The 23,965-nt window shown below is 71.2% G+C and carries 21 protein-coding genes; 15 read left to right on the top strand and 6 right to left on the bottom strand.

Features of this window, described 5'->3' with window-relative positions:
• Nucleotides 1–140: 140 nt before the first annotated feature.
• Nucleotides 141–2,312 carry an acyl-CoA dehydrogenase family protein gene (locus K3888_RS16590; protein WP_230931391.1) on the bottom strand — a complete coding sequence of 724 codons (2,172 nt, stop codon included), beginning with the start codon at nucleotides 2,310–2,312 and terminating at the stop codon, nucleotides 141–143.
• A 165-nt stretch (nucleotides 2,313–2,477) separates the two neighbouring features.
• Here K3888_RS16590 and kstR point away from each other — a divergent pair, with 165 nt between their 5' ends.
• The 4 genes from kstR to K3888_RS16570 all read left to right on the top strand — a co-directional run bounded on the left by kstR (nucleotide 2,478) and on the right by K3888_RS16570 (nucleotide 5,481).
• On the top strand, nucleotides 2,478–3,203 hold the full coding sequence (gene kstR / locus K3888_RS16585) for a cholesterol catabolism transcriptional regulator KstR (protein WP_230931390.1): 726 nt from the start codon (nucleotides 2,478–2,480) through the stop codon (nucleotides 3,201–3,203).
• An 87-nt stretch (nucleotides 3,204–3,290) separates the two neighbouring features.
• On the top strand, nucleotides 3,291–3,596 hold the full coding sequence (locus tag K3888_RS16580; protein WP_230931389.1) for a hypothetical protein: 306 nt from the start codon (nucleotides 3,291–3,293) through the stop codon (nucleotides 3,594–3,596).
• The gene (locus K3888_RS16575; RefSeq protein ID WP_230931388.1) at nucleotides 3,593–4,531 is read left to right on the top strand and encodes a hypothetical protein; all 939 of its coding nucleotides are present in this window, start codon (nucleotides 3,593–3,595) and stop codon (nucleotides 4,529–4,531) included. Before K3888_RS16580 ends, K3888_RS16575 begins: the two co-directional genes overlap by 4 nt.
• Nucleotides 4,525–5,481 (top strand): hypothetical protein, encoded by a 957-nt coding sequence (locus K3888_RS16570; protein ID WP_230931387.1) that lies wholly within the window; start codon nucleotides 4,525–4,527, stop codon nucleotides 5,479–5,481. Before K3888_RS16575 ends, K3888_RS16570 begins: the two co-directional genes overlap by 7 nt.
• Nucleotides 5,482–5,500: 19 nt before the next feature.
• Here the strand turns inward: K3888_RS16570 and K3888_RS16565 are convergent, their stop codons facing one another.
• Nucleotides 5,501–6,748, bottom strand: a complete 1,248-nt coding sequence (locus K3888_RS16565) for a Glu/Leu/Phe/Val family dehydrogenase (protein ID WP_230931386.1) — start codon at nucleotides 6,746–6,748, stop codon at nucleotides 5,501–5,503.
• A gap of 175 nt (nucleotides 6,749–6,923) precedes the next feature.
• On the opposite strand from K3888_RS16565, the gene K3888_RS16560 reads away from it, so the two are divergent.
• Entirely contained in the window at nucleotides 6,924–7,835 is a 912-nt protein-coding gene (locus K3888_RS16560) for a LysR family transcriptional regulator (protein WP_230931385.1), read from the top strand.
• A gap of 16 nt (nucleotides 7,836–7,851) precedes the next feature.
• Here the strand turns inward: K3888_RS16560 and thpD are convergent, their stop codons facing one another.
• Complete coding sequence (thpD, locus tag K3888_RS16555; protein ID WP_230931384.1) at nucleotides 7,852–8,715, bottom strand: ectoine hydroxylase; 864 nt, start codon at nucleotides 8,713–8,715, stop codon at nucleotides 7,852–7,854.
• 83 nt (nucleotides 8,716–8,798) lie between these two features.
• Nucleotides 8,799–9,770 (bottom strand): D-2-hydroxyacid dehydrogenase, encoded by a 972-nt coding sequence (locus K3888_RS16550; RefSeq protein ID WP_230931383.1) that lies wholly within the window; start codon nucleotides 9,768–9,770, stop codon nucleotides 8,799–8,801.
• A 76-nt stretch (nucleotides 9,771–9,846) separates the two neighbouring features.
• Here K3888_RS16550 and K3888_RS16545 point away from each other — a divergent pair, with 76 nt between their 5' ends.
• From K3888_RS16545 to K3888_RS16535, 3 genes are read left to right on the top strand one after another with little or no spacing between them, the layout of a single operon-like run.
• Nucleotides 9,847–11,133, top strand: a complete 1,287-nt coding sequence (locus tag K3888_RS16545; RefSeq protein WP_230931382.1) for an aspartate aminotransferase family protein — start codon at nucleotides 9,847–9,849, stop codon at nucleotides 11,131–11,133.
• Nucleotides 11,130–14,168 carry an FAD-binding and (Fe-S)-binding domain-containing protein gene (locus tag K3888_RS16540; protein WP_230931381.1) on the top strand — a complete coding sequence of 1,013 codons (3,039 nt, stop codon included), beginning with the start codon at nucleotides 11,130–11,132 and terminating at the stop codon, nucleotides 14,166–14,168. The genes K3888_RS16545 and K3888_RS16540 overlap by 4 nt, the downstream gene beginning before the upstream one ends.
• Nucleotides 14,165–15,628: an NAD-dependent succinate-semialdehyde dehydrogenase gene (locus K3888_RS16535; protein WP_230931380.1), complete on the top strand. Its 1,464-nt coding sequence runs from the start codon at nucleotides 14,165–14,167 to the stop codon at nucleotides 15,626–15,628. The genes K3888_RS16540 and K3888_RS16535 overlap by 4 nt, the downstream gene beginning before the upstream one ends.
• 16 nt (nucleotides 15,629–15,644) lie before the next feature.
• On the opposite strand, the gene K3888_RS16530 is transcribed toward K3888_RS16535, so the two are convergent.
• The gene (locus K3888_RS16530; RefSeq protein ID WP_372459590.1) at nucleotides 15,645–16,001 is read right to left on the bottom strand and encodes a WhiB family transcriptional regulator; all 357 of its coding nucleotides are present in this window, start codon (nucleotides 15,999–16,001) and stop codon (nucleotides 15,645–15,647) included.
• Nucleotides 16,002–16,067: 66 nt separating this feature from the next.
• On the opposite strand from K3888_RS16530, the gene K3888_RS16525 reads away from it, so the two are divergent.
• From K3888_RS16525 to K3888_RS16505, 5 genes are all read left to right on the top strand, one after another.
• Nucleotides 16,068–16,685, top strand: coding sequence for a helix-turn-helix transcriptional regulator (locus tag K3888_RS16525; protein ID WP_230931379.1), 618 nt, complete (start codon nucleotides 16,068–16,070; stop codon nucleotides 16,683–16,685).
• A 229-nt stretch (nucleotides 16,686–16,914) separates the two neighbouring features.
• Nucleotides 16,915–18,033: a TRAP transporter substrate-binding protein DctP gene (gene dctP / locus K3888_RS16520; protein ID WP_230931378.1), complete on the top strand. Its 1,119-nt coding sequence runs from the start codon at nucleotides 16,915–16,917 to the stop codon at nucleotides 18,031–18,033.
• The gene (locus tag K3888_RS16515) at nucleotides 18,030–18,662 is read left to right on the top strand and encodes a TRAP transporter small permease (RefSeq protein ID WP_230931377.1); all 633 of its coding nucleotides are present in this window, start codon (nucleotides 18,030–18,032) and stop codon (nucleotides 18,660–18,662) included. The genes dctP and K3888_RS16515 overlap by 4 nt, the downstream gene beginning before the upstream one ends.
• Nucleotide 18,663: 1 nt before the next feature.
• Nucleotides 18,664–19,947: a TRAP transporter large permease gene (locus K3888_RS16510; protein WP_230931376.1), complete on the top strand. Its 1,284-nt coding sequence runs from the start codon at nucleotides 18,664–18,666 to the stop codon at nucleotides 19,945–19,947.
• 67 nt (nucleotides 19,948–20,014) lie between these two features.
• Nucleotides 20,015–20,830: a crotonase/enoyl-CoA hydratase family protein gene (locus tag K3888_RS16505; protein ID WP_230931375.1), complete on the top strand. Its 816-nt coding sequence runs from the start codon at nucleotides 20,015–20,017 to the stop codon at nucleotides 20,828–20,830.
• 10 nt (nucleotides 20,831–20,840) lie between these two features.
• Here the strand turns inward: K3888_RS16505 and K3888_RS16500 are convergent, their stop codons facing one another.
• Nucleotides 20,841–21,593, bottom strand: a complete 753-nt coding sequence (locus K3888_RS16500) for an IclR family transcriptional regulator (RefSeq protein WP_230931374.1) — start codon at nucleotides 21,591–21,593, stop codon at nucleotides 20,841–20,843.
• Between the two features lie 129 nt (nucleotides 21,594–21,722).
• Here K3888_RS16500 and K3888_RS16495 point away from each other — a divergent pair, with 129 nt between their 5' ends.
• Together K3888_RS16495 and K3888_RS16490 are read left to right on the top strand one after the other, a co-directional pair.
• Complete coding sequence (locus tag K3888_RS16495) at nucleotides 21,723–22,874, top strand: acyl-CoA dehydrogenase family protein (RefSeq protein WP_230931373.1); 1,152 nt, start codon at nucleotides 21,723–21,725, stop codon at nucleotides 22,872–22,874.
• Nucleotides 22,874–23,959, top strand: coding sequence for an acyl-CoA dehydrogenase family protein (locus K3888_RS16490; protein WP_230931372.1), 1,086 nt, complete (start codon nucleotides 22,874–22,876; stop codon nucleotides 23,957–23,959). Before K3888_RS16495 ends, K3888_RS16490 begins: the two co-directional genes overlap by 1 nt.
• Nucleotides 23,960–23,965 lie beyond the last annotated feature (6 nt).

Raw genomic sequence — 23,965 nt, 5'->3', positions numbered from 1 at the left:
GGCAACGCGGTGAGCAGGTCCTCGGCGGGTGCTGCGGTGGTCAGGGCGCCGGCCACCGCCTCGGCGACGGCTGCCTGGGTCTCGGTACGGGTGAAGTCCACGGGGGATCAGTCCTGTTCGGGAGTGGGAGGGGAGGTGATTCAGTCGCGGGGCAGGCCGAGGATGCGCTCGCCCACCACGTTGAGGAGGACCTGCTCGGTGCCGCCGGCGATCGACAGACAGCGGACCATGAGGAACTTGCGGCCCTGCTCGGTGAACTCGACACCGCTGGTGCCGGTGAGCTCGAGGCCGAACTCGGCGATGTCCTGGCGGTGGCGCACGCCGACGATCTTGCGGACGCTCGACTCGGCGCCCGGGCCGGAGCCCGCCAGGCTCCGCAGCGCGGTGCGCAGGTCGAGCAGGCTGCCCACGACGCCGTCGGCGATGTGCTTGCCCAGCTCGTCCAGGACGAGGGCGTCGTCCGAGACGCCGGCCGCCTCGATGAGGCCGATGATCTCCTCGGCGGCGTCACCGAGCGAGGAGCCGCCCCCCATGGCCACGCGCTCGTTGGCCAGGGTGGTGCGGGCGATCTTCCAGCCGTCGTTGACCGTGCCGATCTGGAACTCGTCGGGCACGAACAGGTCCTCGAGGAAGACCTCGTTGAACAGGGCCTCGCCGGTGATCTCGCGCAGAGGTGAGGTGCGGATGCCCGCCGACTTCATGTCGACCAGGAAGTAGGTGATGCCCTTGTGCTTGGGGGCGTCCTTGTCGGTGCGGGCCAGGCACATGGCCCAGTCGGCCTCGCGGGCCAGCGACGTCCACACCTTCTGACCGTTGAGCTTCCAGCCACCGTCGACCTTCTCCGCGGTGGCGCGCAGGGCGGCCAGGTCGGAGCCGGCGCCGGGCTCGGAGAACAGCTGGCACCACTTGATCTTGCCGGCCATGGTGTCGCGGACCAGCAGGTCGGCGTGCTCGGGCGCGGCCTGCAGGATGGTGGGCACGGCCCAGCCGCCGATGTTGATGTCGTGGCGGGACACTCCCGCGGCCTCGAGCTCCTCGTCGATCATGAGCTGCTCGGCCGGGGAGGCACCCAGGCCCCACGGCTCGGACAGGTGCGGCATGAACAGGCCGGTATCGGCGAGGGCCTGCTTGCGCTCGGCGCCCTCCACCGCGGCGACCTCGGCGACCAGCGTCTTGATCTCCTCGCGCTTGGCGTCGATCCCGACGATCTCGGACAGGTCGATGTCCAGGTGGCGACGCTTGCCGGCCAGCGTGAGGTCGGCGAGCGACCGACGCCAGCGGGCGGCGCCGCCGATCGCCTGACGCAGCGCGCCGGCTCGACGCATGTAGAAGTGCGCGTCGTGCTCGAAGGTGAAGCCGATGCCGCCGAGGATCTGGATGCAGTCCTGCGAGTTGGCCACCGCGTTGTCGAACGCGAGCGCGCCGGCGACCGAGGCGGCCACGGGAAGCTCGGAGTCCGCGTCCGTGAGGTCCTCTGCGGCCACGGCGGCGTCCCAGGCCAGGGCGCGGACCTGCTCGGTGCGGCACAGCATGTCGGCGGCCAGGTGCTTGATGGACTGGAACGAGCCGATGGTGCGGCCGAACTGCTCGCGGATCTTGGCGTACTCGACGGCCGTGTTCAGCGTGTAGTCCGCGACCCCGGCGGCCTCGGCCGCGGCGAGGGTGACGAACAGCTGGTGGACGTGGGCGGTCGTGATGCCGTCGAGGATCCGGTCGGCCGGGATCGCCACGTCCTCCAGCGACACCCGCGCGATGGACGCGGAGATGTCGTACGGGGTCGACGGGGTGATGGTCACGCCCTTGGTGCCGGGCTCCAGAAGGACCCAGCGGGTGAGGCTGTCGACCACGACGGGCAGCAGCAGTCCGCCGTCGACGGTCCCGCCGTAGGCGATGCCGGCATCCCCGGTCACCGCGCCGGAGGCGTCGAGGGTCTCGGTCCCGAAGCCCAGGCAGATGCCGACCGGCAGCCCGCCCTCGGCGATCGTCTCACCCAGCGCTGCGGCCACGTCGCCGCCCGCGTTCGAGACGAGGACGCCGGCCAGAGCCGTGGTCAGGATCGGGCCGGGGGCCATGCGCGAGCTCGCGGCCTCGAGCATGCACGCCAGGTCGACGATCTCCGCCCCCGCTCCGCCGTGTTCCTCGGCCACGGCCACGCCGAACAGGCCGAGCTCGGCGAGATGCGGCCACAGGGCCTTCCACGCGTCGGGGTCGGTTTCCTGGGCGCGTACGGTGGTCACGGGATCGGCGGACTTCGCCCAGGCCTTGATCGAGTTCTGGATCTCGGTCTGATCCGGGGTGGTGGCGATGCTCACGTATGACTCCTCGGCGCGACTGGATTCGGTGGCGGCACGACCATCACGGATCGCGCCCTCCCGACATAATAGAACCTGTTCTAGGAAACGTGTTCTAGAATGCATCAGCACGCCACGATCCGCACAACCGGGTCCCAGATCCGCCCAGCGCAGAAGGTTCGCCCAATGACCAAGAGCTCGACCGAGACCGGTTCCGGCAGTAGCGCCTCCGACACCGCCGCCCGCTCCGATGAGCCCAGCACCTCGTCCCAGCGGGAACGCCGGCGGCGGATCCTCGACGCGACCCTGGCGCTGGCGGCGAAGGGCGGGTACGAGGCCGTGCAGATGCGCGCGGTCGCGGAGAAGGCCGAGGTCGCGGTGGGCACCCTCTACCGCTACTTCCCCTCCAAGGTGCACCTGCTCGTCTCGGCCCTGGCCCGCGAGTTCCGGCGCCTGGATCAGCGCACCGAGCGCACCGCCCCGCCCGGGGACACGGCGCAGGAGCGGATGAAGGTCGTGGTGGACGGGATCACCAAGGCCATGCAACGCGATCCCAACCTCACCGAGGCCATGACCCGGGCGTTCATGTTCGCCGACGCGAGCGTGGCCAACGAGGTGGAGGAGGTGGGCTTCCTCATGGACCGCATCATCGCCCGCGCCATCGCCGAGGGCACGCCGGACGAGGTCCAGCTGTCGATCGCGCGGGTGATCTCCGACGTGTGGATGTCGAATCTGGTCTCGTGGCTGACCCGCCGGTCGACGGCCGCGGACGTGAGCAACCGCCTCGGGCTGACCATCGACCTGCTGCTGGGGACCGACGACTCCCCGAGGCGGGTGAGTCTGCATTCGGCGATAGGCAACGGTAACGGCGGCGGCGGCGAGAGCGCGAACGGCGGGGCAGCGGAGGCCTAGCTCCGGCGAACTTTCCTTCCGGGGGAACCAGATGGGCGGCCCGGCCCGTCAGACCTGGTGACGAACATTCATCACCCCGGAGGGCCCATGGCTGACATCACCGACGTCGATTCGTCCCGCCTCCGCGCGCTCGCCCGGACCCTCGGTACAGAGGAACAGCGCACCGCCGGCGTGACCCCGGCCGATGCGCTCACGACCATCGGAGCGGCCCTGCGCGGTTCGCTCATCGCCGAGTGCAACGGTGCGGTCGCCTTTGACACGCTGGAGTTCCAGGAGAATATCGCCACGCGGTTCGATGCCGAGATCGACGCGCTCGTCACCGCGGCCGGCGTCCTCGAGGACCAGGAATGGGCCACCACCGCGGCCCTCGGACTGGTGGGGCCGCCGCGATGAGCCTGACCGTGCCGGACGTCATGTCCTGGCACCTCGACACGGTGTGCGCCCGGGTCGACGACCTGCGAGCCGACGAGGAGATCCTCCTGGATTCGGCCGCGACCGTGCGCGCCGCCGCGGGCGCGCACCTCGTCGGTTTCGCGGGCGACACGGTCTCCGCTTCCGCCGGAAGCTGCGCCGAGCTCACGCGGGACATCACCATCGTCGCCCGCAAGGCCGGGAGTGCGGTTCGGGCCCTCACCGACTTCTGCGACCGGGCCCCGGGCCTGCAGAGCCGACTGTCGGACGCCGTCGAGGAGGCTGCCGTGGCACGCTGCCGGGTGGCGGATGACGGCACGGTGCGGGGCCCGCTGCTCATCGGTGATCCCTCGGACCCGGAGGTGGCCCGTGCGCACCAGCGCGGCGAGGCCGACGCCTCGGCGATCGAGAGCCGGATCCTGCCGCTCCTGCGCGCGTTGGAGGACCTCGACCTCGCGGCGGCCAACGCGCTGAACCTCATGTCCATGACCGAGTCGTATGTCCACTATCCCCACGAACCGGAACTGATCGAGGTCGACCCACGGACCGTGGCCGCCGGCGCGGCCATCTCCGGAAGTCTCGACGCCCTGGACTCGACAGCCCAGGTGATGGACGCCGCGAGCGCGGTCACCCGGAGCCTCCCGGTGCTCGGCACCGGCCTGGGACTGACGATCGGGCTCGCCACGAGACCGGAGCACGAGTCCCTCGGGGAGGCGCTCGCCATCGAGAGCGCCGGGGTGGCGACGTCCGCGGTGGCCGGGGCGGCCGCCGGGAGCGTCCTGCCCGGCCCCGGTACCGCGCTCGGATTCGCGCTCGGGGCAGGCGTCAGGCTGCTGGCCGGCCCCGCGGCCACCGCCGCCCTGCGGAACCACATCGAACGAGAACGTGCTGACGGAAAGGAGGGCTTCGGATGGTGAGCTCACCCGAGACCCGGCAGGAGTACGATGCCGCGCCGCTGGAGTGGCGCCGACACTTCTACGACCGCACCGACCCGGCCGCACTGGTCGCCGCCGTGCTCGCCGGGGTAGGGGCAGCCGCCACGCTCGCCTGGACAGTCTTCAACATTAGGTGGTCCTCCACGCACCCGAGCGTCATCGTCGCCCTGGCCGGCGTGTTCATTCTGTTCTGCGGCGGCGCCCTCGCCTATGTCGGCCGCTCCGGTGCGATCCCTGTCCGACGGGGGCGCGTGAGCGTCAGGGACGGCATCACATACGTCAGCGCCCGCGGGGACTGGACGCCGTGGACCGCTGGCGGCATGGCCGTTCTCGGGTTCGTGATGCTCGGCATCGGGGCCATCACAGCAGACAGGGTGGGCGCCATACACATCTCGCACCACCGGCAGTACCCCGCCTTTGTGGCCCTCAACATCTTCCTGATCGTCTACATCTTCTGGATGCTGGCGAAGGTGCCGCTGGGGCGACGCCTGGAGTTCTCGCCGCACGGGCTCGCCGGCCAGAACGACTCGTTGGTCGCACTGATCCCGTGGGACTCGATCCTCGAGGTGCACGTCCACCGCGGCCCGAGCGCGATGCGGCCGTTCGGGATCGGAAAGCGCGCCGAGATCGTCTTCACCACCACCGACGAGGCCACAATCCCCGAGGGCCCGTTTCGCGTCGGGGAACGAGCGTATCCCATCAGTCTGCTCAACTTCGACGTGGACGAGGACACGTTGCTCAACGTCATCCGCGCGGCCCGTTCACATCCCGAGGTCCGGCAGCTCCTCGGCCGCGAGGAGGGCACGTTCCTGTTCGAGGGGCCGCCGCCGGAAATCCGCGAGGGGATGCGCCGCTCGCACGTCTGGCTGCCGTGGGAGCGACGCATCAACGAGGCGCTCGGCGACGGGGCTCGCGAGCCCGCCCGGGAGTGACGAGGCGCCTTCGCGGGCGTCAGGGCACCACCACCGCGGGGACGTCCCGCACCCTGTCGGAGACGTCAGCCGCCCACCGCAGCGGGCCGTCGGACGGGGTCCAGTCGCTCATGAGGTCGGCGACCTTCGTCGTCATGGCCCGCCCCAGTCGCAGGAACGAGGTCTCGGCCCGCTCGTCGACCTCGCCGAGGATGAGCCACCACGCCCACGCCACGGCGCCGGCGTTGGCCACGAAGTCGGGCACCACCGCGATCCCGCGGGCGGTGAGGTCGAGCTCGGCATCCACCGTCGTGGCGGCATTGGCGGCCTCGACGATCACCGGGGCCGTCACCCGGGCGCAGTTCTCGGCGGTGATCGCGTACGAGACGGCGGCGGGGACCAGGACGTCGACGTCCATGCCGAGGATCGCCTCGCGGTCCAGGCGATGCACCCGGGCGGGGACTGCGTCGCGGTCGATCTCGCCGTAGCGGTCGCGGGTGGCCAGCAACGCGTGGACATCGAGCCCCGCCGGGTCGTAAAGGGTGCCACCGGCGTCGGCGAGGGCCACCACCCTCATCCCGGCCTCGTGCAGGTACCAGGCGGCAGCCCCGCCCATGGTGCCCACGCCCTGGACCGCCACCGAGGTGCGCTCGATGTCCCAGCCGCGCACGCTCGCGGCGGCCAGGCATGCCTGCGCGACCCCGTACCCACCGATCACGTCGCCGAGCAGGCCGCCCGGCACCTGCGCGTTGAGGCCACGGTAGATGCGCTCGGTGGTGTCCGCGCAGTTCGACGAGCGCTCGATGGCCGCGTGGTACGACTGGCGCATCCCGAGCCGGGCGAAGACCTCGTCGATGAGCTGCTGGGTCACGCCCAGATCCTCGGCGGTCACCCAGTGCCGGTCGAGGAACGGGTGCATGGCCTCGCAGAACCGCGCCAGCACCTCCACGGCGCGAGGGTCCTTGGGGTCGAAGTCGATCCCGCCCTTCGCGCCGCCCACGGGCAAATCGAACGCCGCGGTCTTACGGGTCATGCCGCGGGCGAGGTCCTCCACCTCCCCCATGGTGCAGCCGGCCCGCATGCGGGTCCCGCCGGTCGCCAGTCCCCCGACGAGCGTGTCCACCACGAGGTAGCCGCGCGCGTCGGTGAGGTCGTCCTCCCAGTGCAGGCGCAGGTACGGCTCGCGGGTCGCCCGACCGGGCGCCTGCGAGGGCGAGGTGGGAGTGCCGGAGGCGCCCGGTGCCACCGCCGGAAGGCCTGCCCTGCCGGGAATCTCGATCGACGTCATGATGCTCGCCTCCTCGCTGTGGTGTCCGCCCCGTGGGCGGCGACCGCGCCGACCAGCCTGTCCGGTGGCGTACCCCCAGCATGAGGGCCCTTTCCCGACCGGTCCAGCGAGGATTCATGGAGTCCACCGTTCACTTTTCCTGCACGATGTCGCTCCCCCTCCTACGCTCTGGCCCATGGAGCCGTCCCTGCACCGCCTGCGGTTGCTCCACGAGTTGGAGCGGCGCGGCACCGTCACGGCCGTCGCGTCCGCGCTGGACTACACGGTCTCGGCGGTGTCCCAGCAACTGTCGCTGCTGGAACGGGAGGCGGGCACGCCGTTGTTCGAGCGGCGGGGCCGAGGGCTGGTGCTGACCGAGGCGGGACTGGTCCTGGCCGGGCACGCCCGCACGATCCTGGCGGCCGTCGAGGACGCGGGCCACGCCATGGAGTCGGCCCGCGAAGGCGGGGCCACAACGCTGACGGCCGGGGTGTGGGCGTCGGTGGCCACGGCCCTGCTGCCCGCGGGCCTGCGGGTTCTCGGCCGCGACCACCCGGAGATCAGTGTCCGCACCCGGGAACTGGCACCCGAGGACACCACCGGCGCGGTCCGGGACGGCTCGCTCGACCTGTCCTTCGTCCTCGACTACTCGAGTTATCCGATGGCGCGGGTTCCCGACCTGGACCGCCTGCCCGTCGCGGTCGAGTCCCTGCGCGCGGTGGTGCCGCAAGGGTCGATCCCGACCGGCGAGGTGTCGCTGACCGACCTCGCGGGCGCGCCCTGGGTGATCGCGCACCCACGGTCGCATTTCGGTCGGGCGGTCCGGATCGCCTGCCGCGAGGCCGGCTTCGATCCGGAGGTCCGCCACGAGGCCGGCGAGCAGTCCACCGCCCTCGCGCTGGTCGCCGCCGGCCTCGGCGTGACGATCGCCTCCGACCTGGGACTGGTCACCACACCCGAGGGCGTGGACGTACTGCCGCTCGTCGAATCCCCCACCCGCACGGTGTCGGTCACCTTCCGGGAACGCGATACCAGACAGCGCCAGCTCCGGGCGTTCGTCGACGCGTTCGCCGAGGCGGCGGACCTCATGGGCCTGCCCGCCGCGTGACCGGTCGGTCGCCCGGTCAGGGTCGGCGTGCGAGGAACTCCGGGCGCCGCGGGGTGCCCGCGTACGGCTCGGCCAGCGCGTTGTCGACGCTGTTGAACACGATGAACACGTTGGCCCGCGGCATGGGCGTGATGTTCCCGCCGGAGGCATGCAGCGCGTTGCAGTCGAACACGGTCATCGACCCCGCGTCGCCGGTGAGCACGTCGAGGCCGTGCCGCCGGTACAGCTCGGAGATGTGCTCCTCCGAGGGCACACCGACCTTCGGCGCCGTCGAGACCAGGGACTCCTTGAAGTAGTCGTCCGGCGTCTCGCCCGCGCACTGCACGAAGTACTTCTGGGTGCCGGGCATGATCATGAGCGGCCCGTTGTAGGTGCGGTTGGGCGTGAGCGCGATCGAGGCGCTGCAGGCGCGCGGCCGTGGCATGCCGTCCTCGGCGTGCCAGGTCTCGAAGTCCGAGTGCCAGTAGAACGCGCCGCCGGCGAAACCGGGCTTGTAGTTCAGTCGGCTCTGGTGCACGTACACGTCCGAACCGAGGATCTCGCGGGCCAACTCGATCGCGCCGGAGCTCTCGACGGCCTCCCACACGACCTCGCTGAGCAGGTGCACATCGAAGATCGATCGGACGGCCTCGCTGCCGGCCTCGCGGATGATCCGCGGGTCCTCGGCCATGTCGGGATGGTGACCGATCCGCTGCAGCTCCTCGAGGCAGGAGTCGATCCGGGCGTCGTCGATCGCGCCCTCACGCTGGATGTACCCGCGGTCGGCGAAGTCCCGGATCTCGGGATCGTCCAGGTCGGACCACACCACCGGGTCCGGTCGGTCGACGATCACCGGGGCACCGCTCACTCGGGTGATGTAGTCATCGACGGCCAGGGTCATTGTTCTCCTCTCGGTCGGGGGCACGGATGGTTCACGCGCCTATGGGCCCGACCGTAGAAGACCCTGTGACCTTGGACAACCACTCAGCTGCTGACGTATCCTCTACCTTTGTCCACCGTCGGCGCCGGTTCGTCGCCGCCGAGCCATGTCCGCAGGTGGGCGACGAATTGCGCGGAGAGTGTGTCGCGCCAGCCCTCCACGTCGCCGGACATGTGGGGGCTGATGTGCGCGCCCCCGAGTGTCCAGAGCGGGTCGCCACCTGGGAGAGGTTCGACGACGACGACGTCCAGGTGCGCCGACAGCCTGCCCGTCGCGAGCTCGGCGGTCAGCGCATCCTGGTCGACGAGTTCTCCGCGTCCGACGTTGATCACGTGGGCGCCGTCGGGCAGGGCCGCCAACTCCTGCGCCCCGAGCATCCCCCGGGTGGCCTCCGTCAGCGGCGCGACCATGACGAGATGGTCGACCTCGCGCAGGTGCGCGGCCAGGTCCGCGGAATCCACGACGTGGCCGAAATCCTCGTCGCTGTCCCGTCGTCGTCGTCCCGCCCCGTGGACCTCGAGCCCGACCGCGCGGAGCAGGCGCGCGGTGGCCCGCCCGATCCCGCCGGTCCCCACGACCAGGGCGCGGCGGCCGGCCACCCGGAGGGTCTCGCGGTGGCGCCACCGCCCGGCGCGCTGGAAGGCCTCGGTCTCGTGCAGGCGCTTGTCGTGGGCCAGCACGCACGCCAGCACGTACTCGGCGATGGGGCCGTCGAACACCCCGCGCGCGTTGGTGACCAGCACATCCGATTCGCGGAGCTCGTCGAAGAGCAGGGCGTCGACACCCGCGGCGGCCACGTGGATCCAGCGCAGCGAGTCGGCGGCGTGCCAAGCGTCGGCCAGCGCGCCGGAGAAGATGTCCCAGACGAGAAGGATCTCGGCGCCCGGCAGGGTCTCGGCGAGCGTGCCGGCGGTGCAGACCCGTACGTCGGCGAGATCACGTACCTCGACGAGGTCGGCGGGCTCGGGGACGCCGTCGGCGGTGAGCAGTACGACGGTCGGCTTCTCCTGCGTCATGTCACCACCGTAACCCGCCGGAATCCGGTGTTGTCGGATTGTTGACAATCGCCCCGGCCGGTCACACACTGACCGCATGACCGCGCACCTGTCCCCCGTCCTCAAGCAGGCCACGCCCGTCGTGGTGGACCACGCCCTGGGCTCGTGGATCCACGGCACCGACGGCCGCGACTACCTCGACTTCACGACCGGCATCGGCGTGACCTCGACCGGCCACTGCCACCCCGATGTGGTGGCGGCCGCGCAGGCGCAGTGCGCGAAGATCATCCACGCGCAGTACACGACCGTCATGCACCAGCCGCTTCTCGAGCTCACCGAAAAGCTGGGTGAGCACCTGCCGGCGGGTATCGACTCGGTGTTCTACGCCAACTCCGGCTCGGAGGCGGTCGAGGCCGCGGTGCGCCTGGCGCGCATGGCCACCGGTCGGCAGTACATCGTCACCGTGCAGCGCGGCTTTCACGGGCGCACCGTCGCCGCCGCGAGCCTGACCACCGCCGGCACCAAGTTCTCCGCCGGGTTCGGCCCCCTCATGGCCGGCGTGGCGCAGACCCCCTACCCCGACGCGCTGCGCCTGGGGATGACCACCGATGAGGCCGTGGACTACGCACTGGCCGAGTTCGACTTCCTGCTCGCCACCCGCATCGACCCGCGTGAGCTGGCGGGGATCGTGATCGAGCCGGTACTCGGCGACGGCGGCTACATGGCCGTCCCGCAGCGCTACCTGCAGGGGCTGCGCGAGCGCGCCACGGCGCACGGCGCGCTGCTCGTGCTCGACGAGGTGCAGGCCGGCGTCGGCCGCACGGGTCGGTTCTGGGGCCACCAGCACACCGAGGGACTCGTGCCGGACGTCCTCATCACCGCCAAGGGCATCGCCTCGGGCTTTCCCATCTCGGCGATCGCCGCGCCGGAGGAGCTCATGGCCAGGGCCTGGCCCGGGTCACAGGGCGGCACCTACGGCGGCAACGCGGTCGCGGCCGCGGCTGCCGTCGCGACGCTGGACGTCATCGATCGCGAGGGACTGGTGGCCAATGCGGCCGAGCGCGGAACGCAACTTCTCGACGGGCTTAGGCGTAGCCTCGGCGACGTGGGCGAGATCTGCGACATCCGCGGTACCGGGCTCATGCTGGCCGTCGAGTTCGGTGACGCGGCCGCGCCCGCCGGCAACCCCGGCGCGCTCGAGGGCGCCCGTCTGGCCGGCGCCGTGCAGCAGGCGTGCATCGACGAGGACCTGCTCACCCTGACCTGCGGCCCGACCGGCTCGATCGTGCGCGTCATCCCGGCCCTGGTCGTGACCGCCGACGAGGTCGACACGGGCGTCGAGCGCCTGACCCGCGCCGTCCACCGGGTCGTGGGCCGGTCGTGACCGCGACGGTGGGGGCCCGCAGCGACGCGCTGATCGAGGCGCTCACCGCCGCCGGCCTGTCGCCCGAGTCCGATCCCCGCCGCATCGCCGAATACTCCTACGACGCCTCCAACTACCGGGTCGTCCCGGCGGCCGTGGTGTTCCCCCGAACTGAGGACGAGGTGGCCACGGCACTGGCGGCATGCCACCGGCTCGGCGTGCCGGCCACCGCTCGGGGCGGCGGCACGTCGATGGCCGGCAACGCGATCGGCAGCGGCCTCGTGCTGGACCTGTCGCGGCATATGAACCGCGTACTCGCGGTGGACGAGGCCGCCGGGGTGGTCAGCGCCGAGGCCGGCGCCGTCCTGACCGACCTGCGCGCCGCCGTCCACGCCGCCACCGACAGCCGCCTGACCTTCGCCCCCGACCCGTCCAGCCAGTCGCGGGCGTGCCTGGGCGGGGCGATCGGCAACGACGCGTGCGGCAACCACTCGGTGCGCCACGGCCGGACCGCCGACCACGTGGAGGCGCTGCGCCTGGTCACCGCCGACGGACTCCGCCTGACCGCCACCCGCCACGGCATCGAGGCCACCGACCCGCGCGAGGCCGCCGCCACCGCGCGCGCAGAGCACCTCACCACCGGACTCCGGGACCTGGCCGCCGAGCACCTCGCCGCCATCCGCACTGAGCTCGGCCGGATCCCCCGCCAGGTGTCGGGCTATCACCTGCGGCACCTCCTGCCCGAGGAGGGCTTCGACGTGGCCCGGTCGCTCGTGGGGTCCGAGGGCACGTGCGCGATCGTCACCGCCACACGGATGCGGATCGTGCCGCGCGCCGCCCGTACCGGCCTGCTCGTGGTGGGATACGCCGACGTCGTGGACGCCGCACGCGACGTGCCGGCCATCCTGCCGCACCGTCCTACAGCCGTAGAGGGCGTGGACGAGGTGATCGTCGCGACTATGCGCTCCCGGCGCGGCGCGGACTCCGTCGCCGAACTCCCCGACGGACGCGCGTGGCTGTTCATCGAGTTGGACGACGACGAGGCCGCCACCCCCGACGCCGCCACCGACAGCGGGCTCGAGGCCCGGATGGCGGGGTTGGCCGACCAACTCGTCCGGACCGGCCACGCCATGCAAGCGCTCGTCGTGACCGACCCCGTGGCCCGCGCCGACCTGTGGCGGGTCCGCGAGGACGGCGCCGGGCTCAGCTCGCGGCTCACCGACCCGGCGACCGGCCGGACCATCGAGTCGTGGCCCGGCTGGGAGGACTCGGCCGTCCCGCCCGAGCGCCTGGCCGACTACCTCGCCGAGTTCCGCGAGCTGCTGGACCAGCACGGACTCACCGGTGTGATGTACGGACACTTCGGCGCCGGCTGCATGCACATCCGCATCACCTTCGACCTCCGGAGCGACGCCGGACGGGCCGTCTTCCGCGCCTTCTGCACCGACGCCGCCCACCTCGCCGTGCGCCACGGCGGCTCGCTGTCCGGGGAGCACGGCGACGGCCGGGCCCGCTCCGAACTGCTGCCGGTCATGTACTCGCCCGAGATGCTCGGCGCGTTCGACCGCTTCGCGCGCCTCTGGGACCCCGCGGGACTGCTCGCTCCGGGCGGACTCACCGCCACCCGACCACTGGATGCCGATCTGGCCCTGGACGGCATCCCCGACCGGCGCCACCCGCGCGACCTGGGCCTGCTCACCTCCGCAGGGGGCGCCCACCCGGTCCAGGCCTGCATCGGGGTGGGCCGCTGCCGCACCTCCACCGGCGGCGTGATGTGCCCGTCGTTCCGCGCCACCGGCGACGAGAAGGACTCCACCCGGGGCCGCGCCCGCGTCCTGCAGGAGGTCGTGCGCGGCACCCTGCCCGTCGACGACCCGGCGGTCGAGGAATCACTCGAGTTGTGCCTGGCCTGCAAAGCGTGCTCGTCGGACTGCCCCACCGGTGTGGACATGGCCGCCTTCAAGTCCGAGGCCCTGCACCGCCGCTACCGGGGGCGACCCCGACCCCGGGTGCACTACTCCCTCGGTCTGCTGCCGGTGTGGCTGCGCGCGACCGGCCGGATCGCCGGGCCGCTCAACGCCGTCATGTCCACGCGGCTCGGGCGGGCCGCCGCCCGGGTTGGCGGGGTCGCCGCCGACCGCGAGCTGCCCCGCTTCACCTCCGCCGCCGAACTGCGCACCGAACTGGCCCGGGCCCCCGACAGCGTCTGGGCAGTCAAGCGCGGGGCCCCCACGCTGGCCCCCACGTCGGCCTCTGCCCCGGCCACGCGCACCTCGGCCGAGGTGGTGCTCTTCCTCGACTCCTTCACCCGGGGACTGCGCCCCGCGGTCGCCGGCGCGGCCGCCCGCGTCCTCGGCAGCTCGCACACGTCCGTCGCGTGCAGCTCCGGCCACTGCTGCGGGCTGACCCACATCACCACCGGACGGCTGGACGCCGCCCGCCGCACCCTGAGCGACACCGCGCGGCACCTCGACGGGATCCGCGGCCCGGACGGGGAGGAGGTCCCCGTCCTCGTCGTCGAACCCTCCTGCGCCGCCGCCCTGCGCGGCGATCTCCCCCGCCTCCTCGCGGAGACCTCTGACGCCGAGCTCGCCCGCCGCGTGGCCGCGCGCGTGCGCTCCGCCGCCGAGTACCTGGGCGTGCTGGCCGCCTCCGGCCGCGCCCCCGCCTGGCCCGGCGGTGCCCCGCCCGACCGCGTCACGGTCCAGACCCACTGCCACGAGTACGCCACCTTCGGCAACCGGGTCCAGCGCGCCACCCTCACCGCCCTCGGCGTGGGCTCGGTCCGCGAGGCCACCGGCTGCTGCGGCCTCGCCGGGGACTTCGGGTTCACCGCCGGGCACGAGGCCGTCGCCGACGCGGTGGCGCAGCAGGCCCTGGCCCCCGCCCTTCGTGCCGACCCCGAGGCCCCCGTCCTGGCCGACGGGTTCTCGTGCGCCACCCAGGTAGCCCACCTCGCGGCGCGCGACCCGCGCGTCGGCCGCCGGACCGGCCGTCACCTGTTCGAACTCCTCGACCCCGACCCGACCGACCCGACCCCCAGGAGGCAGCCATGACCCGCTCCGTCGCCGACCTCATCGCCACCCTCGGCACCGGCATCCACGTGGACGGCCAGTGGCGCGACGCCGCCACCGGCGCCACGTTCGAGGTGCACAACCCGGCCACCGGCGAATCCGTGGCGACGATCGCCGACGGCGGTGCCGACGATGCCGCCGCGGCGATCCAGGCCGCCGGCCGCACCCAGGCGAGCTGGGCGGCCGTGCCCGCGCGGGAGAGGGCCGAGATCCTCCGGCGCGCCTACGAACTACTCCTCGAGAACGCCGACGAGCTCGCGCTGATCATGACCACCGAGATGGGCAAACCGCTGGCCGAGGCGCGCGGCGAGGTGACCTACGGCGCCGAGTTCTTCCGCTGGTTCTCCGAGGAGGCCTGCCGTATCTCCGGCGACGCCCGCCGCTCCCCCGACGGCAACACCCGGCTGATGGTCACCTCCGAGCCCGTGGGGCCGTGCATCCTCATCACCCCGTGGAACTTCCCGCTGGCCATGGCCACCCGCAAGATCGGGCCGGCGATCGCCGCCGGCTGCACCATGGTGTTCAAGCCCGCCAACCTCACACCACTGACCTCGCTGTACGTGGTCGATCTGCTGCGGGAGGCCGGGCTGCCCGACGGCGTTCTCAACGTCGTGTGCACGACCTCGGCCGGCAGCGTGGTGGAGCCGTGGATCGACTCCGGGATCGCCCGCAAACTGTCGTTCACCGGCTCCACCCCCGTCGGCAGGACGCTGCTCGAGCAGTGCGCACGCGGGGTGCTGCGCACGTCCATGGAACTGGGCGGGAACGCACCGTTCGTCGTGTGCGAGGACGCGGACATGGACACCGCGGTCGACGCCGCCATGGCCGCCAAGATGCGCAACATGGGTGAGGCGTGCACGTCCGCCAACCGGATCCTCGTGCACCGCTCGGTGATCGACGAGTTCGGGAGGCGCCTCACCGAGAAGATGGGCGCGCTCACCGTCGGCAACGGTGTCCAGGACGGCGTGGACGTGGGCCCGCTGGTCGAGGAGAAGGCCGTCGCCAAGGTCGAGGGGCTGGTCGACGACGCCGTCTCGCGGGGCGCCGAGGTCCTGACCGGCGGCAGTCGCGGAGACGGGCCGGGGTTCTTCTACCCGCCCACCGTGCTCACCGGGGTCTCGCCCGAGGCCGAACTGATGTCGACCGAGATCTTCGGACCCGTCGCCGCGCTGATCCCCTTCGACACCGACGACGAGGCCGTGGAGCTGGCCAACGACACCGAGTTCGGCCTGGTCTCGTTCGTCATGACCGAGAACCTCGACCGCGCGATGACGATGTCCGAGCGGCTGCAGGCGGGAATGGTCGGCGTCAACGTCGGCGTGGTCTCCAACCCGGCGGCGCCGTTCGGCGGCATCAAGCAGTCGGGGCTGGGCCGCGAGGGCGGGAGGACCGGGATCGAGGAGTTTCTCGAGACCAAGCTCGTCGCGATCCCGGTGCGCTGACGCGCCGCCGACGGGGTCAGCCGGTGCGGACGCGGCCCGCCAGGCGGTGACGTTCCGTCTCGGTCAAGCCGCCCCAGACGCCATACAACTCACTGTTGGTCACGGCATGCTCGCGACACTCGGCCAGGACGGGGCAACCGGCACAGATCTTCTTGGCGGCGGCCTCCTTGCGGCGGCGTACCCGCTTGGGCTCGTCCTCGGAGTTGTAGAACAGATCCGGCAACTCCTGACAGTGCCCGTGATCTGCCCATGCCCATCGTTCGTCGATCCGGCGGATCCCCGTCGGCGGTGTCATCCAGGTCATCTCCTCCTCGCTGACGTTCAGCTTCTTGCAGCCTGAGGAACCGCGCCACACCCCCAGGGGTGTGGTCACATCTGTCTGGTGAGGAATCGGCAGGCCCCGACAAGGTTGCGTGCCAACCGCTGCTACCTTTTCCCCATGCCGGTCAGCGTGTGCGTAATCGACGACTTCGACGTCGTGGTGGCCGGCGTGCGCGCGCTGCTGTCACCGTTTCACGACCGTGTTTCAGTCGTGGAAACGCAGCTTCGGACGGACCCCGATCTCACGGTGGATGTGGCACTGTTCGATACGTTCGCCGCTCCCCTGGACTGGCAGGTACAGCTGACAGAGCTGGCGGCCGACCCGCGGGTGGCCGCCGTGGCGGTCTACTCGTTCATGACCGACCCACGGGCCGTGGAGGACTCACTCGCCGCGGGCGCCAGCGGTTTCCTGGCCAAGTCGCTTCCCGCCGAGGCGCTCGTCGAGGGGATCGAGTCGATCGCCGGCGGGCATCGCGTGGTGGACCTCGGCGCGCGGGACGGCGGCGTCGCCGGCGATCACTGGCCCGCGGAAGGCGTGGGCCTGAGCCCCCGCGAGGCCGAGATGCTCTCACTCATCGTGCGGGGCTACTCCAACGAGGAGATCGCCCGGTCGCGCTATCTCTCGCCCAACACCGTGAAGTCGTACATCCGTGAGGCCTACCGGAAAATCGGGGTCACCACGCGGGCGCAGGCCGTGGCGTGGGGGATGCGGAACGGGCTCGAGCCCGCGCACTGATCCCGGACACGAGCCCGGACTGGCAGTCCCCGCTCGCACGCCCCGAGCCGGGGCATTGACCCGTCGAAATCCCTCCGGTAGCGAACGTGCTCCTCGCGAGTGATGCCTACGTCGTCGTATCGAACTACCTCGCCCAGCGGGATTGACAGTGACTCGCGTCACGGCATAGTCTAGCGACGTCCCGTTTTGCTACGTATATGCGTAGTGAGTTCCCTAGTTAAGGATTCTCATGAGACGCCCCCCTCGTCCGATCCGCGGTACAGCCCGGCGGACCACAGCCCGTCGCGCGGCGTCGACGGTCGCGGCCGGCCTATCCGTGGCGATCGCCGCGACGGCATGTTCCGGCGAGCCCGACACCCCGTCCGAGCCTCTGGAGATCAGGGTCGCGGACAGTTTCGCCGCCACCCACCCCATCGGGCGCAGCGGCACGACCGACTTCATGGAGATCCTCCGGGACACGGCGCCGTCCGCCGGGATGGAGATCGTGTACTTCGACTCCGGCCAGCTCGGAAAGCAGCGGGACATGCCCGCCGTGCTGCGCACCGGGATCGCCCAGATCGCAGCCGTCTCCCCCGCGTACGTGGGAACGCAACTCCCCCTGGCGAACGTGGGAGACCTTCCCGGCTTCACCCAGGACTCGTGCGTCGGCGGTGACGCGATGCTCGAGATCATGCAGCCGGGGACCACGCTGTTCGAGACCGAGCTCGCGCCGCAGGACGTGCACCCGCTCTGGGTCGCCTATATCCCCGGCTACGAAGCCATGTCGGGCGCGTTCCCCGTCGACTCCGTCGAGGCTCTCCACGGCAAGATCATGCGGTCGACCGGAGGCGCGGCCGACCGCGTGGTGGACGCAGCCGGCGCGGCCGGCGTCTCTATGCCGCTGGGTGACATGTACGAGGCGATCTCCCGCGGCACCGTCGAAGGCACCCTCGCGAGCCCCCTGAGCATCACGCCGTACAGCCTTGAGGAGGTCATCCAGTACTCCACCGACGGTGCCAACCTCGGCTCGTTCACGGTCACCTACTCCGTCTCCGACACGGTCTGGAACGAGATGACCCCGGAGCAGCAGGCCGTCCTCGCCGAGGCGTCCGAGGTCGCACAGGACTCCGTGTGCCGCGAGATCAACCGGTCGATGGACGAGTCGAAGCAGGCAATGCGCGACGCGGGAGTACAGATGATCGAGGTCACGGACGCCGAGCGCCCCCACTGGGAGGCGCTGGCCGCGCCCGTCCGGGAGTCCTGGGTCGAGGACCTGGAGAGCATCGGTCTGCCCGCCCGCCGGGTCCTCGACGACTTCACCGCCGCACTCGCCCGTGCGGAGTCCGAGCACGGAAGCGAGCGATCATGAGCGACCAGGTACCCGAGGTCATCGTCCCCCGCCAGGGATCCACACCCGCCCGTCGGACGCCGTTCGGCTACCTCACCGACACCCACCCGAGGCTCGACCGCATCCAGAACGGGATCTCCGCGTTCTGCGCGGTGATCGCCAGCGTCGCGATCGTCGTCATCGTCGCCCTCACCGCGCTCGAGGTGTTCACCCGGACCGCCTTCGACGCCCCGCTGGGCTGGAATGTCGGCCTGGTCGAGCAGTACCTGATGATGGCCCTCGCCTTCTTCGGTACGGTCACGGCCTACCGCGCCGGCGCGCACGTCGCCGTGGTCACGATCTTCGAGAAGACCCCCGAGCCGGTGCGCAAGGTACTGCTGCTGATCACGTACCTCATCATCCTCGCCGGGCTCGTGCTCCTGGTGTACTCGGGAACGCGCGCAATGCAGTTCTCCTTCGTCACCTCCGAGATCCCTCCACCCGGGATGGCTGAACTGTCACTTCCGAGCTGGTGGTGGAAGTCGATCATCCCGGTGGCCTCCGGCCTCGGCTTCGTCGTGGTGGCCATCGACCTCTATCGCGAACTCACCACCCCGTTCAGTCGAGTCGCCACCGACTACGAGCCCGGCATCCACGCAGAGGAGATCTGACATGCTCGCACTCGCCATAGTCGTGCTCCTGCTCGTCCTCATCCTCATCCGGGTCCCGGTGTCGTTCGCGATCCTCGGTGCCGGCATCATCGGCTTGTTCGCCGTGGGCGGCTTCGGCGTGGTCGACGGGGTCATGCAGACCGTGCCCGCGACCTCGGTGATGAGCTATTCGCTGTCCGCCGTACCGCTGTTCATCCTCATGGCGCACCTCCTGATGCTCTCGGGACTGCTCGATTCACTGTTCGACGCGGCGCGGGCCATCGTCGGCCGCATCCGGGGCGGCACGGCCGTCGCCTCCATCGGCGCGGGCACCGCGTTCGCGTCGGTGTCCGGCTCCTCCACCGCAGCGGCCGCCACGCTCGCCCAGACCTCGACGCTCAAGATGATCGACGAGGGCTACAGCCCCAAGACCGCGAGCGGCCTCGTCGCGGTGGTCGGCACCCTCGCCGCCATGATCCCGCCGTCGATCATCCTGGTCTTCTACGCGATCACCGCCGAGGTGAGCGTGGGCGACGTGCTCATCGCCGGCGCCCTGCCCGGCGTGATCATCGCGTGCGCTCTCGTGGTGATGCTCTACGTGACGATGCTGCGCGACCCCGAGACCGTCCCGTCGGGGCAACCCTCCACGTGGGCCGAGAAGGGACGCGCACTGGGCACGGCCGCCCCGCTTGCACTGGTCTTTCTCGCCGTCGTCGGCTCCATCTACATGGGGTGGGCCACCCCGACCGAGGCGGCGGCGCTGGGGAGCGTCGCGGCGCTGGTTCTCGTGATCGCGCGCGGGCGGTTCAGCCTCGCCGGCGTGGGACACACCCTCGTGGAGACCACCAAGTCCACGGCCATGATCTTCGCCATCATCATCGGTGCACACGTCTTCGGCCACTTCCTCACCGAGACCAAGGTCACGCCGACGCTCGTCGCGTGGATCGGCGACCTCACGCTCCCCGCGTTCGTCATCATGCTGTGCATCGGCATCGTCTACGTGGTGCTCGGCTTCTTCATGGACCAGATCGCGATCATCGCGCTCACCGTCCCGGTCGTCCTCCCGCTGGTCGTCGAGCTCGGTTACGACCCCATCTGGTTCGGGGTGTTCATGGTGCTCCTGGCCGAGGTCGGCCTCGTCACCCCGCCCATGGGCCTCAACGTGTTCGTGGTTGCCCGCTCCGCCGGCCGCCGGGTCGAGGAGGTCTTCCGCGGTGCCTTCCCGTACGTGATCGCCATGCTGGCGGTTGCCCTGCTGTTCCTCATATTCCCCGGCATCGTGCTCTGGATCCCGGAGACAATGTGACCTGAGCCGACCCAACCGACCGACCCACTCCGACACCCACTCCAACCCTCCCCGCAAAGGAATGACGATGACAGAGAACACCTCCGACGACGCGCTGCTGATCGACCGTGCCGATCACATCGAGACCTGGACCATCAACCTGCCGGACGCTCGCAACCCCATCTCCGACGACCGTGTGATCGAGGCGCTCGTCCACCGGGTGTCCGTCGTCAACGCCGACCCCGACGTGCGTGCCGTCATCCTCACCGGCGCCGGTTCCGCGTTCTCCGCGGGCGGCAACGTCAAGCACATGGTCGACCGCAGCGGAATGTTCGGGGGGAGCCCCTATGAGGTGCGCGGCGGGTACCGCGACGGCATCCAGCGGATCCCGCGCGCGCTCTACCACTGCGAGGTGCCCGTGATCGCGGCCGTGAACGGCCCGGCCGTCGGCGCGGGCTGCGATCTCACCCTCATGTGCGATCTCCGGGTGGCGTCGAGCAGGGCATGGTTCGCCGAGAGCTTCGTCCAGCTGGGCATCATCCCCGGCGACGGCGGCGCGTGGCTGCTGACCAAGGCCGTAGGCCCGGCCCGCGCGGCCGAGATGGCGCTGACCGGCGACCGCGTGGACGCCGCGACCGCGCTCGACTGGGGGTTGGTCTCCCGGGTGGTCGAGCCCGAGGAGCTGATGGGCGCGGCCCGTGAGCTGGCTGCGCGGGTGGCCAAGAACCCGCCGCACTCGGTCCGGATGGCCAAGAAACTCCTCCGCGAATCCCAGCACCAGTCCCTGGAGTCGGTGCTTGAGCTCTCCGCGGCCATGCAGGCCCTCGCCCACCACACGGCGGACCACCGCGAGGCGCTCGCCGCGTTCGGCGAGAAGCGACCGGGGAACTACGAGGGTCGCTGACCGGGCGCGGTCAGTCGAGTTGCCAGGTGGCGACGTGACGGCCGAGGATCTCCACGAGGTCGTCACGTCGCTCGTCGATCTCGGCACGGGAACCGATGACGCCCACCGCGGCGATCGTGCCGCCCCGCTCGGTCACCGCGACCGACACGCCATCAGCGCCTTTCTCGGCGGCGTGGGGCGCCGCGCAGATCCCGGTCTCGCGGATCTGCGCGAGCGCCTCGAGGAAGGCCTCGACCCGGCCGGAATCCGCCTCGGGGCGGGCGTTGAGGTAGGCCCAGAGGTCCCGGTTCTCCCGCGCCGCGAGCAGGACCCACCCGGCCGACGTCCGGAGCAACGAGCGCCGCAGACGGTTCTCGGCGAGGTACGCATAGGCGGGGTCGGACGAGACGTGATCGACGTAGAAGAGGTCGTCGCCCACCGCGGCGGAGAGAACGGTGACCATCCCGGTCTCCTCGTTGATCGCCTCGAGCGCGTCGTGGGGGACCTGCGTCACGGGAGGGCGACCCGCGATCACGTTGAGCAGGTACGGCGCCATCCCGAGGGTGTAGACCCGGTCCCGCTCGTCCAGATACCCGGTGGCCACCAGGCCGTTGACTAGTCCCTGCGTCGAACTGACCGGTGCGCCGAGCGCCTTGGCGATCGCCGTGAGCGTCATCCCCGATCCGGACCGGGCCACCGCCTCGAGGATTGACGCCACCCTGTCCACCATCCGATGCCTGGGCCGTTCCGGGATCTGGGCATCGAGCTCGGCAGTGGTGGTCATGAGCACGAGCCTACCAAGCCGCAGCCCATACTTACTTAAATCCGTAACCCGTTGCTCTATTGCGTAAATAGCCGAACGGTGTCATAGTGACATCACGCGGCCCGACAGCCCTCACCAGCAGGAGAACCGATGAGTACCACTTTCGCCCCGCCCACGACCGTGGAGACGCCGCAGATGCGGGAGCTCCGCGGTCAGGTGCGGGAGTTTCTCGCCGCCGAGATCACCGCGGGCGCATTCACCCCGTGGATCGACACGTGGCTCACCCGCTGGGACGAGGCGTTCACCCGGCGCCTGGCCGATCGCGGTTGGGTCGGCATGACGATCCCCGAGGAGTACGGCGGCCGCGGTCGCACACACCTCGAGCGCTTCGTCATCACCGAGGAACTCCTCGCGGTGGGCGCCCCGGTCGCCGCGCAGTGGGTGGCCGACCGGCAGATCGCCCCCTCGCTACTGCGCTACGGCACCGAGGAGCAGAAGCAGGAGTTCCTGCCGCGGATCGCGGCCGGCGACTGCTGCTTCGGCATCGGCATGAGCGAGCCCGACTCGGGTTCCGACCTCGCGAGCGTGCGCACGCGGGGCGTGCGCGTCGACGGCGGGTGGACGGTCACCGGGACCAAGGTGTGGACCTCCGGCGCCCAGCACGCCGAGGCGTTCATCGCCCTGGCCCGCACCGAGCCACTCGACACGGGTAACCGGCACGCCGGCCTGAGCCAGTTCATCGTCGACCTCCGCGCCGAGGGCGTCACCATCCGCCCCATCGTCTCGCTGTCCGGGGACCATCACTTCAACGAGGTCGTGCTCGACGAGGTGTTCGTCCCCGATTCCCGCGTGTTCGGCACCCCGGGCAACGGCTGGGAGCAGGTCAACTCCGAGCTCGCCTTCGAACGCAGCGGGCCCGAACGCTTCCTGTCCTCGTTCCGCCTGCTCGCGGCCGAGATCGGTGAGATCACCGCGGGCAGGCTCCCCGAGCGGACCGACCTCGGCCGATCCGTCGCCCGGATGGCCGGTCTCCACGCCCTGAGCCAGAACATCGCGGGCGCCCTGCAATGGGGAGAGAAGGCCGACACCGCGGCCGCGCTGGTCAAACTGCTCGGCACCACGACCGAGGGTGACCTCGTCGACGTGGTCTCCACCGGGCTCGGCGACGAGACACCCGTCGCCCCCGGAGAGATCGACGCCCTCCTGCGTGCAGGGCTACACCAACGCCCGGGCTTCACGCTCCGAGGCGGAACCAACGAGATCCTGCGCGGCGTGATCGCGCGGGGACTGGGGATGCGCTGATGACCACCTCGAACACCACCGAGATCGACCTCGGTGTCGATCCCGACCTGCAGAACCTCATGGACGACCTCGTCTCCGGTTTCTCCGGACCCGACGTCGAGCCCGACCCGGATGCGGTGTGGGCCACCCTGACCGAGGTCGGCCTCGCCCGACTCACCGCGCCGGAGGAGTCCGGCGGCAGCGGCGCGGGTTGGACCGAGGCCGCGGCCCTCCTGCGGACGCTCGCGGCTGCCGGTGTGGCCGTGCCGTTCGCCGAGACCGATCTGCTCGCCGGCCCCCTCCGCCGCGCTGCCGGCCTGGACGACTCGTCCGTGCAGACCGCAACGGTGGCGGTCCTCGGGTCCGACGGCACCGCGCACCGCGTGCCCTGGGCCGGCGCCACCGCGACAGTCCTGTGCGTCCGGCGGGCATCAGATGACTACGAGGTCGCCGACGTGGCGACCGACCACCTCGTCGTCGTCGAGTCCGAGGGCATCTCCGCCGTCCCCACCGGCTCCGTGACCGCCGACGGCGACCACCCGTGGGCGCCGGTCCCCGCCTCGGCGGTGCAGGCCCACGTCCTGCGCGGCGCCCTCGCCCGCGCCCTCCAGTGCGTCGGGGCGATGGACGGGATGCTCGCCTCGTCGATCGCGCACACCACCGAGCGGAACCAGTTCGGCCGGGCCCTGGCGAAGTTCCAGTCGGTGCAGAACCTGGTCGTGGACATCGCCGCCGAATCGGTACTGTCCCGCGCCGCCGTGGACACCGCGCTCGTCGACGCCCTGACCGACGATCTCGCCGGGGGCCTGTCGGAATTCCGCGTGGCCGTGGCCCGGAGCGTCGTCTCGCAGGCGCTGGCCGTCGCCGTGCGCAACGCACACCAGATCCACGGCGCGATCGGCACGACGCATGAGCACACGCTGCACCGGCTCACCCTCCCCGCGCTGCAGTGGCGGTCGGAGTTCGGCTCGGCCGCCTTCTGGGAGGGCTTCCTCAGCCGCGCCGCCGTCACCGGCGGGATGGACGGGGCCTGGCCGATGATCGTCGAGGGCGCCCCCGTCGACGGGATCCCCTCGGCGTGGCTCGACGCCGTGACCGGCGCCTAGGCCGAT

Source organism: Dietzia aurantiaca, assembly GCF_021033825.1.
Taxonomy (GTDB): Bacteria; Actinomycetota; Actinomycetes; order Mycobacteriales; family Mycobacteriaceae; genus Dietzia; species Dietzia aurantiaca.
This window is presented reverse-complemented; position numbering and strand designations above follow the sequence as displayed.

Excerpts from the sequence above, each read along its gene's own strand:
- kstR (WP_230931390.1), top strand. The coding sequence starts at position 2,478 with ATGACCAAGAGCTCGACCGAGACCGGTTCCGGCAGTAGCGCCTCCGAC.
- K3888_RS16580 (WP_230931389.1), top strand. The coding sequence starts at position 3,291 with ATGGCTGACATCACCGACGTCGATTCGTCCCGCCTCCGCGCGCTCGCC.
- K3888_RS16575 (WP_230931388.1), top strand. The coding sequence starts at position 3,593 with ATGAGCCTGACCGTGCCGGACGTCATGTCCTGGCACCTCGACACGGTG.
- K3888_RS16570 (WP_230931387.1), top strand. The coding sequence starts at position 4,525 with ATGGTGAGCTCACCCGAGACCCGGCAGGAGTACGATGCCGCGCCGCTG.
- K3888_RS16565 (WP_230931386.1), bottom strand. The coding sequence starts at position 6,748 with ATGACGTCGATCGAGATTCCCGGCAGGGCAGGCCTTCCGGCGGTGGCA.
- K3888_RS16560 (WP_230931385.1), top strand. The coding sequence starts at position 6,924 with ATGGAGCCGTCCCTGCACCGCCTGCGGTTGCTCCACGAGTTGGAGCGG.
- thpD (WP_230931384.1), bottom strand. The coding sequence starts at position 8,715 with ATGACCCTGGCCGTCGATGACTACATCACCCGAGTGAGCGGTGCCCCG.
- K3888_RS16550 (WP_230931383.1), bottom strand. The coding sequence starts at position 9,770 with ATGACGCAGGAGAAGCCGACCGTCGTACTGCTCACCGCCGACGGCGTC.
- K3888_RS16545 (WP_230931382.1), top strand. The coding sequence starts at position 9,847 with ATGACCGCGCACCTGTCCCCCGTCCTCAAGCAGGCCACGCCCGTCGTG.
- K3888_RS16535 (WP_230931380.1), top strand. The coding sequence starts at position 14,165 with ATGACCCGCTCCGTCGCCGACCTCATCGCCACCCTCGGCACCGGCATC.
- K3888_RS16525 (WP_230931379.1), top strand. The coding sequence starts at position 16,068 with ATGCCGGTCAGCGTGTGCGTAATCGACGACTTCGACGTCGTGGTGGCC.
- dctP (WP_230931378.1), top strand. The coding sequence starts at position 16,915 with ATGAGACGCCCCCCTCGTCCGATCCGCGGTACAGCCCGGCGGACCACA.
- K3888_RS16515 (WP_230931377.1), top strand. The coding sequence starts at position 18,030 with ATGAGCGACCAGGTACCCGAGGTCATCGTCCCCCGCCAGGGATCCACA.
- K3888_RS16510 (WP_230931376.1), top strand. The coding sequence starts at position 18,664 with ATGCTCGCACTCGCCATAGTCGTGCTCCTGCTCGTCCTCATCCTCATC.
- K3888_RS16505 (WP_230931375.1), top strand. The coding sequence starts at position 20,015 with ATGACAGAGAACACCTCCGACGACGCGCTGCTGATCGACCGTGCCGAT.
- K3888_RS16500 (WP_230931374.1), bottom strand. The coding sequence starts at position 21,593 with ATGACCACCACTGCCGAGCTCGATGCCCAGATCCCGGAACGGCCCAGG.
- K3888_RS16495 (WP_230931373.1), top strand. The coding sequence starts at position 21,723 with ATGAGTACCACTTTCGCCCCGCCCACGACCGTGGAGACGCCGCAGATG.
- K3888_RS16490 (WP_230931372.1), top strand. The coding sequence starts at position 22,874 with ATGACCACCTCGAACACCACCGAGATCGACCTCGGTGTCGATCCCGAC.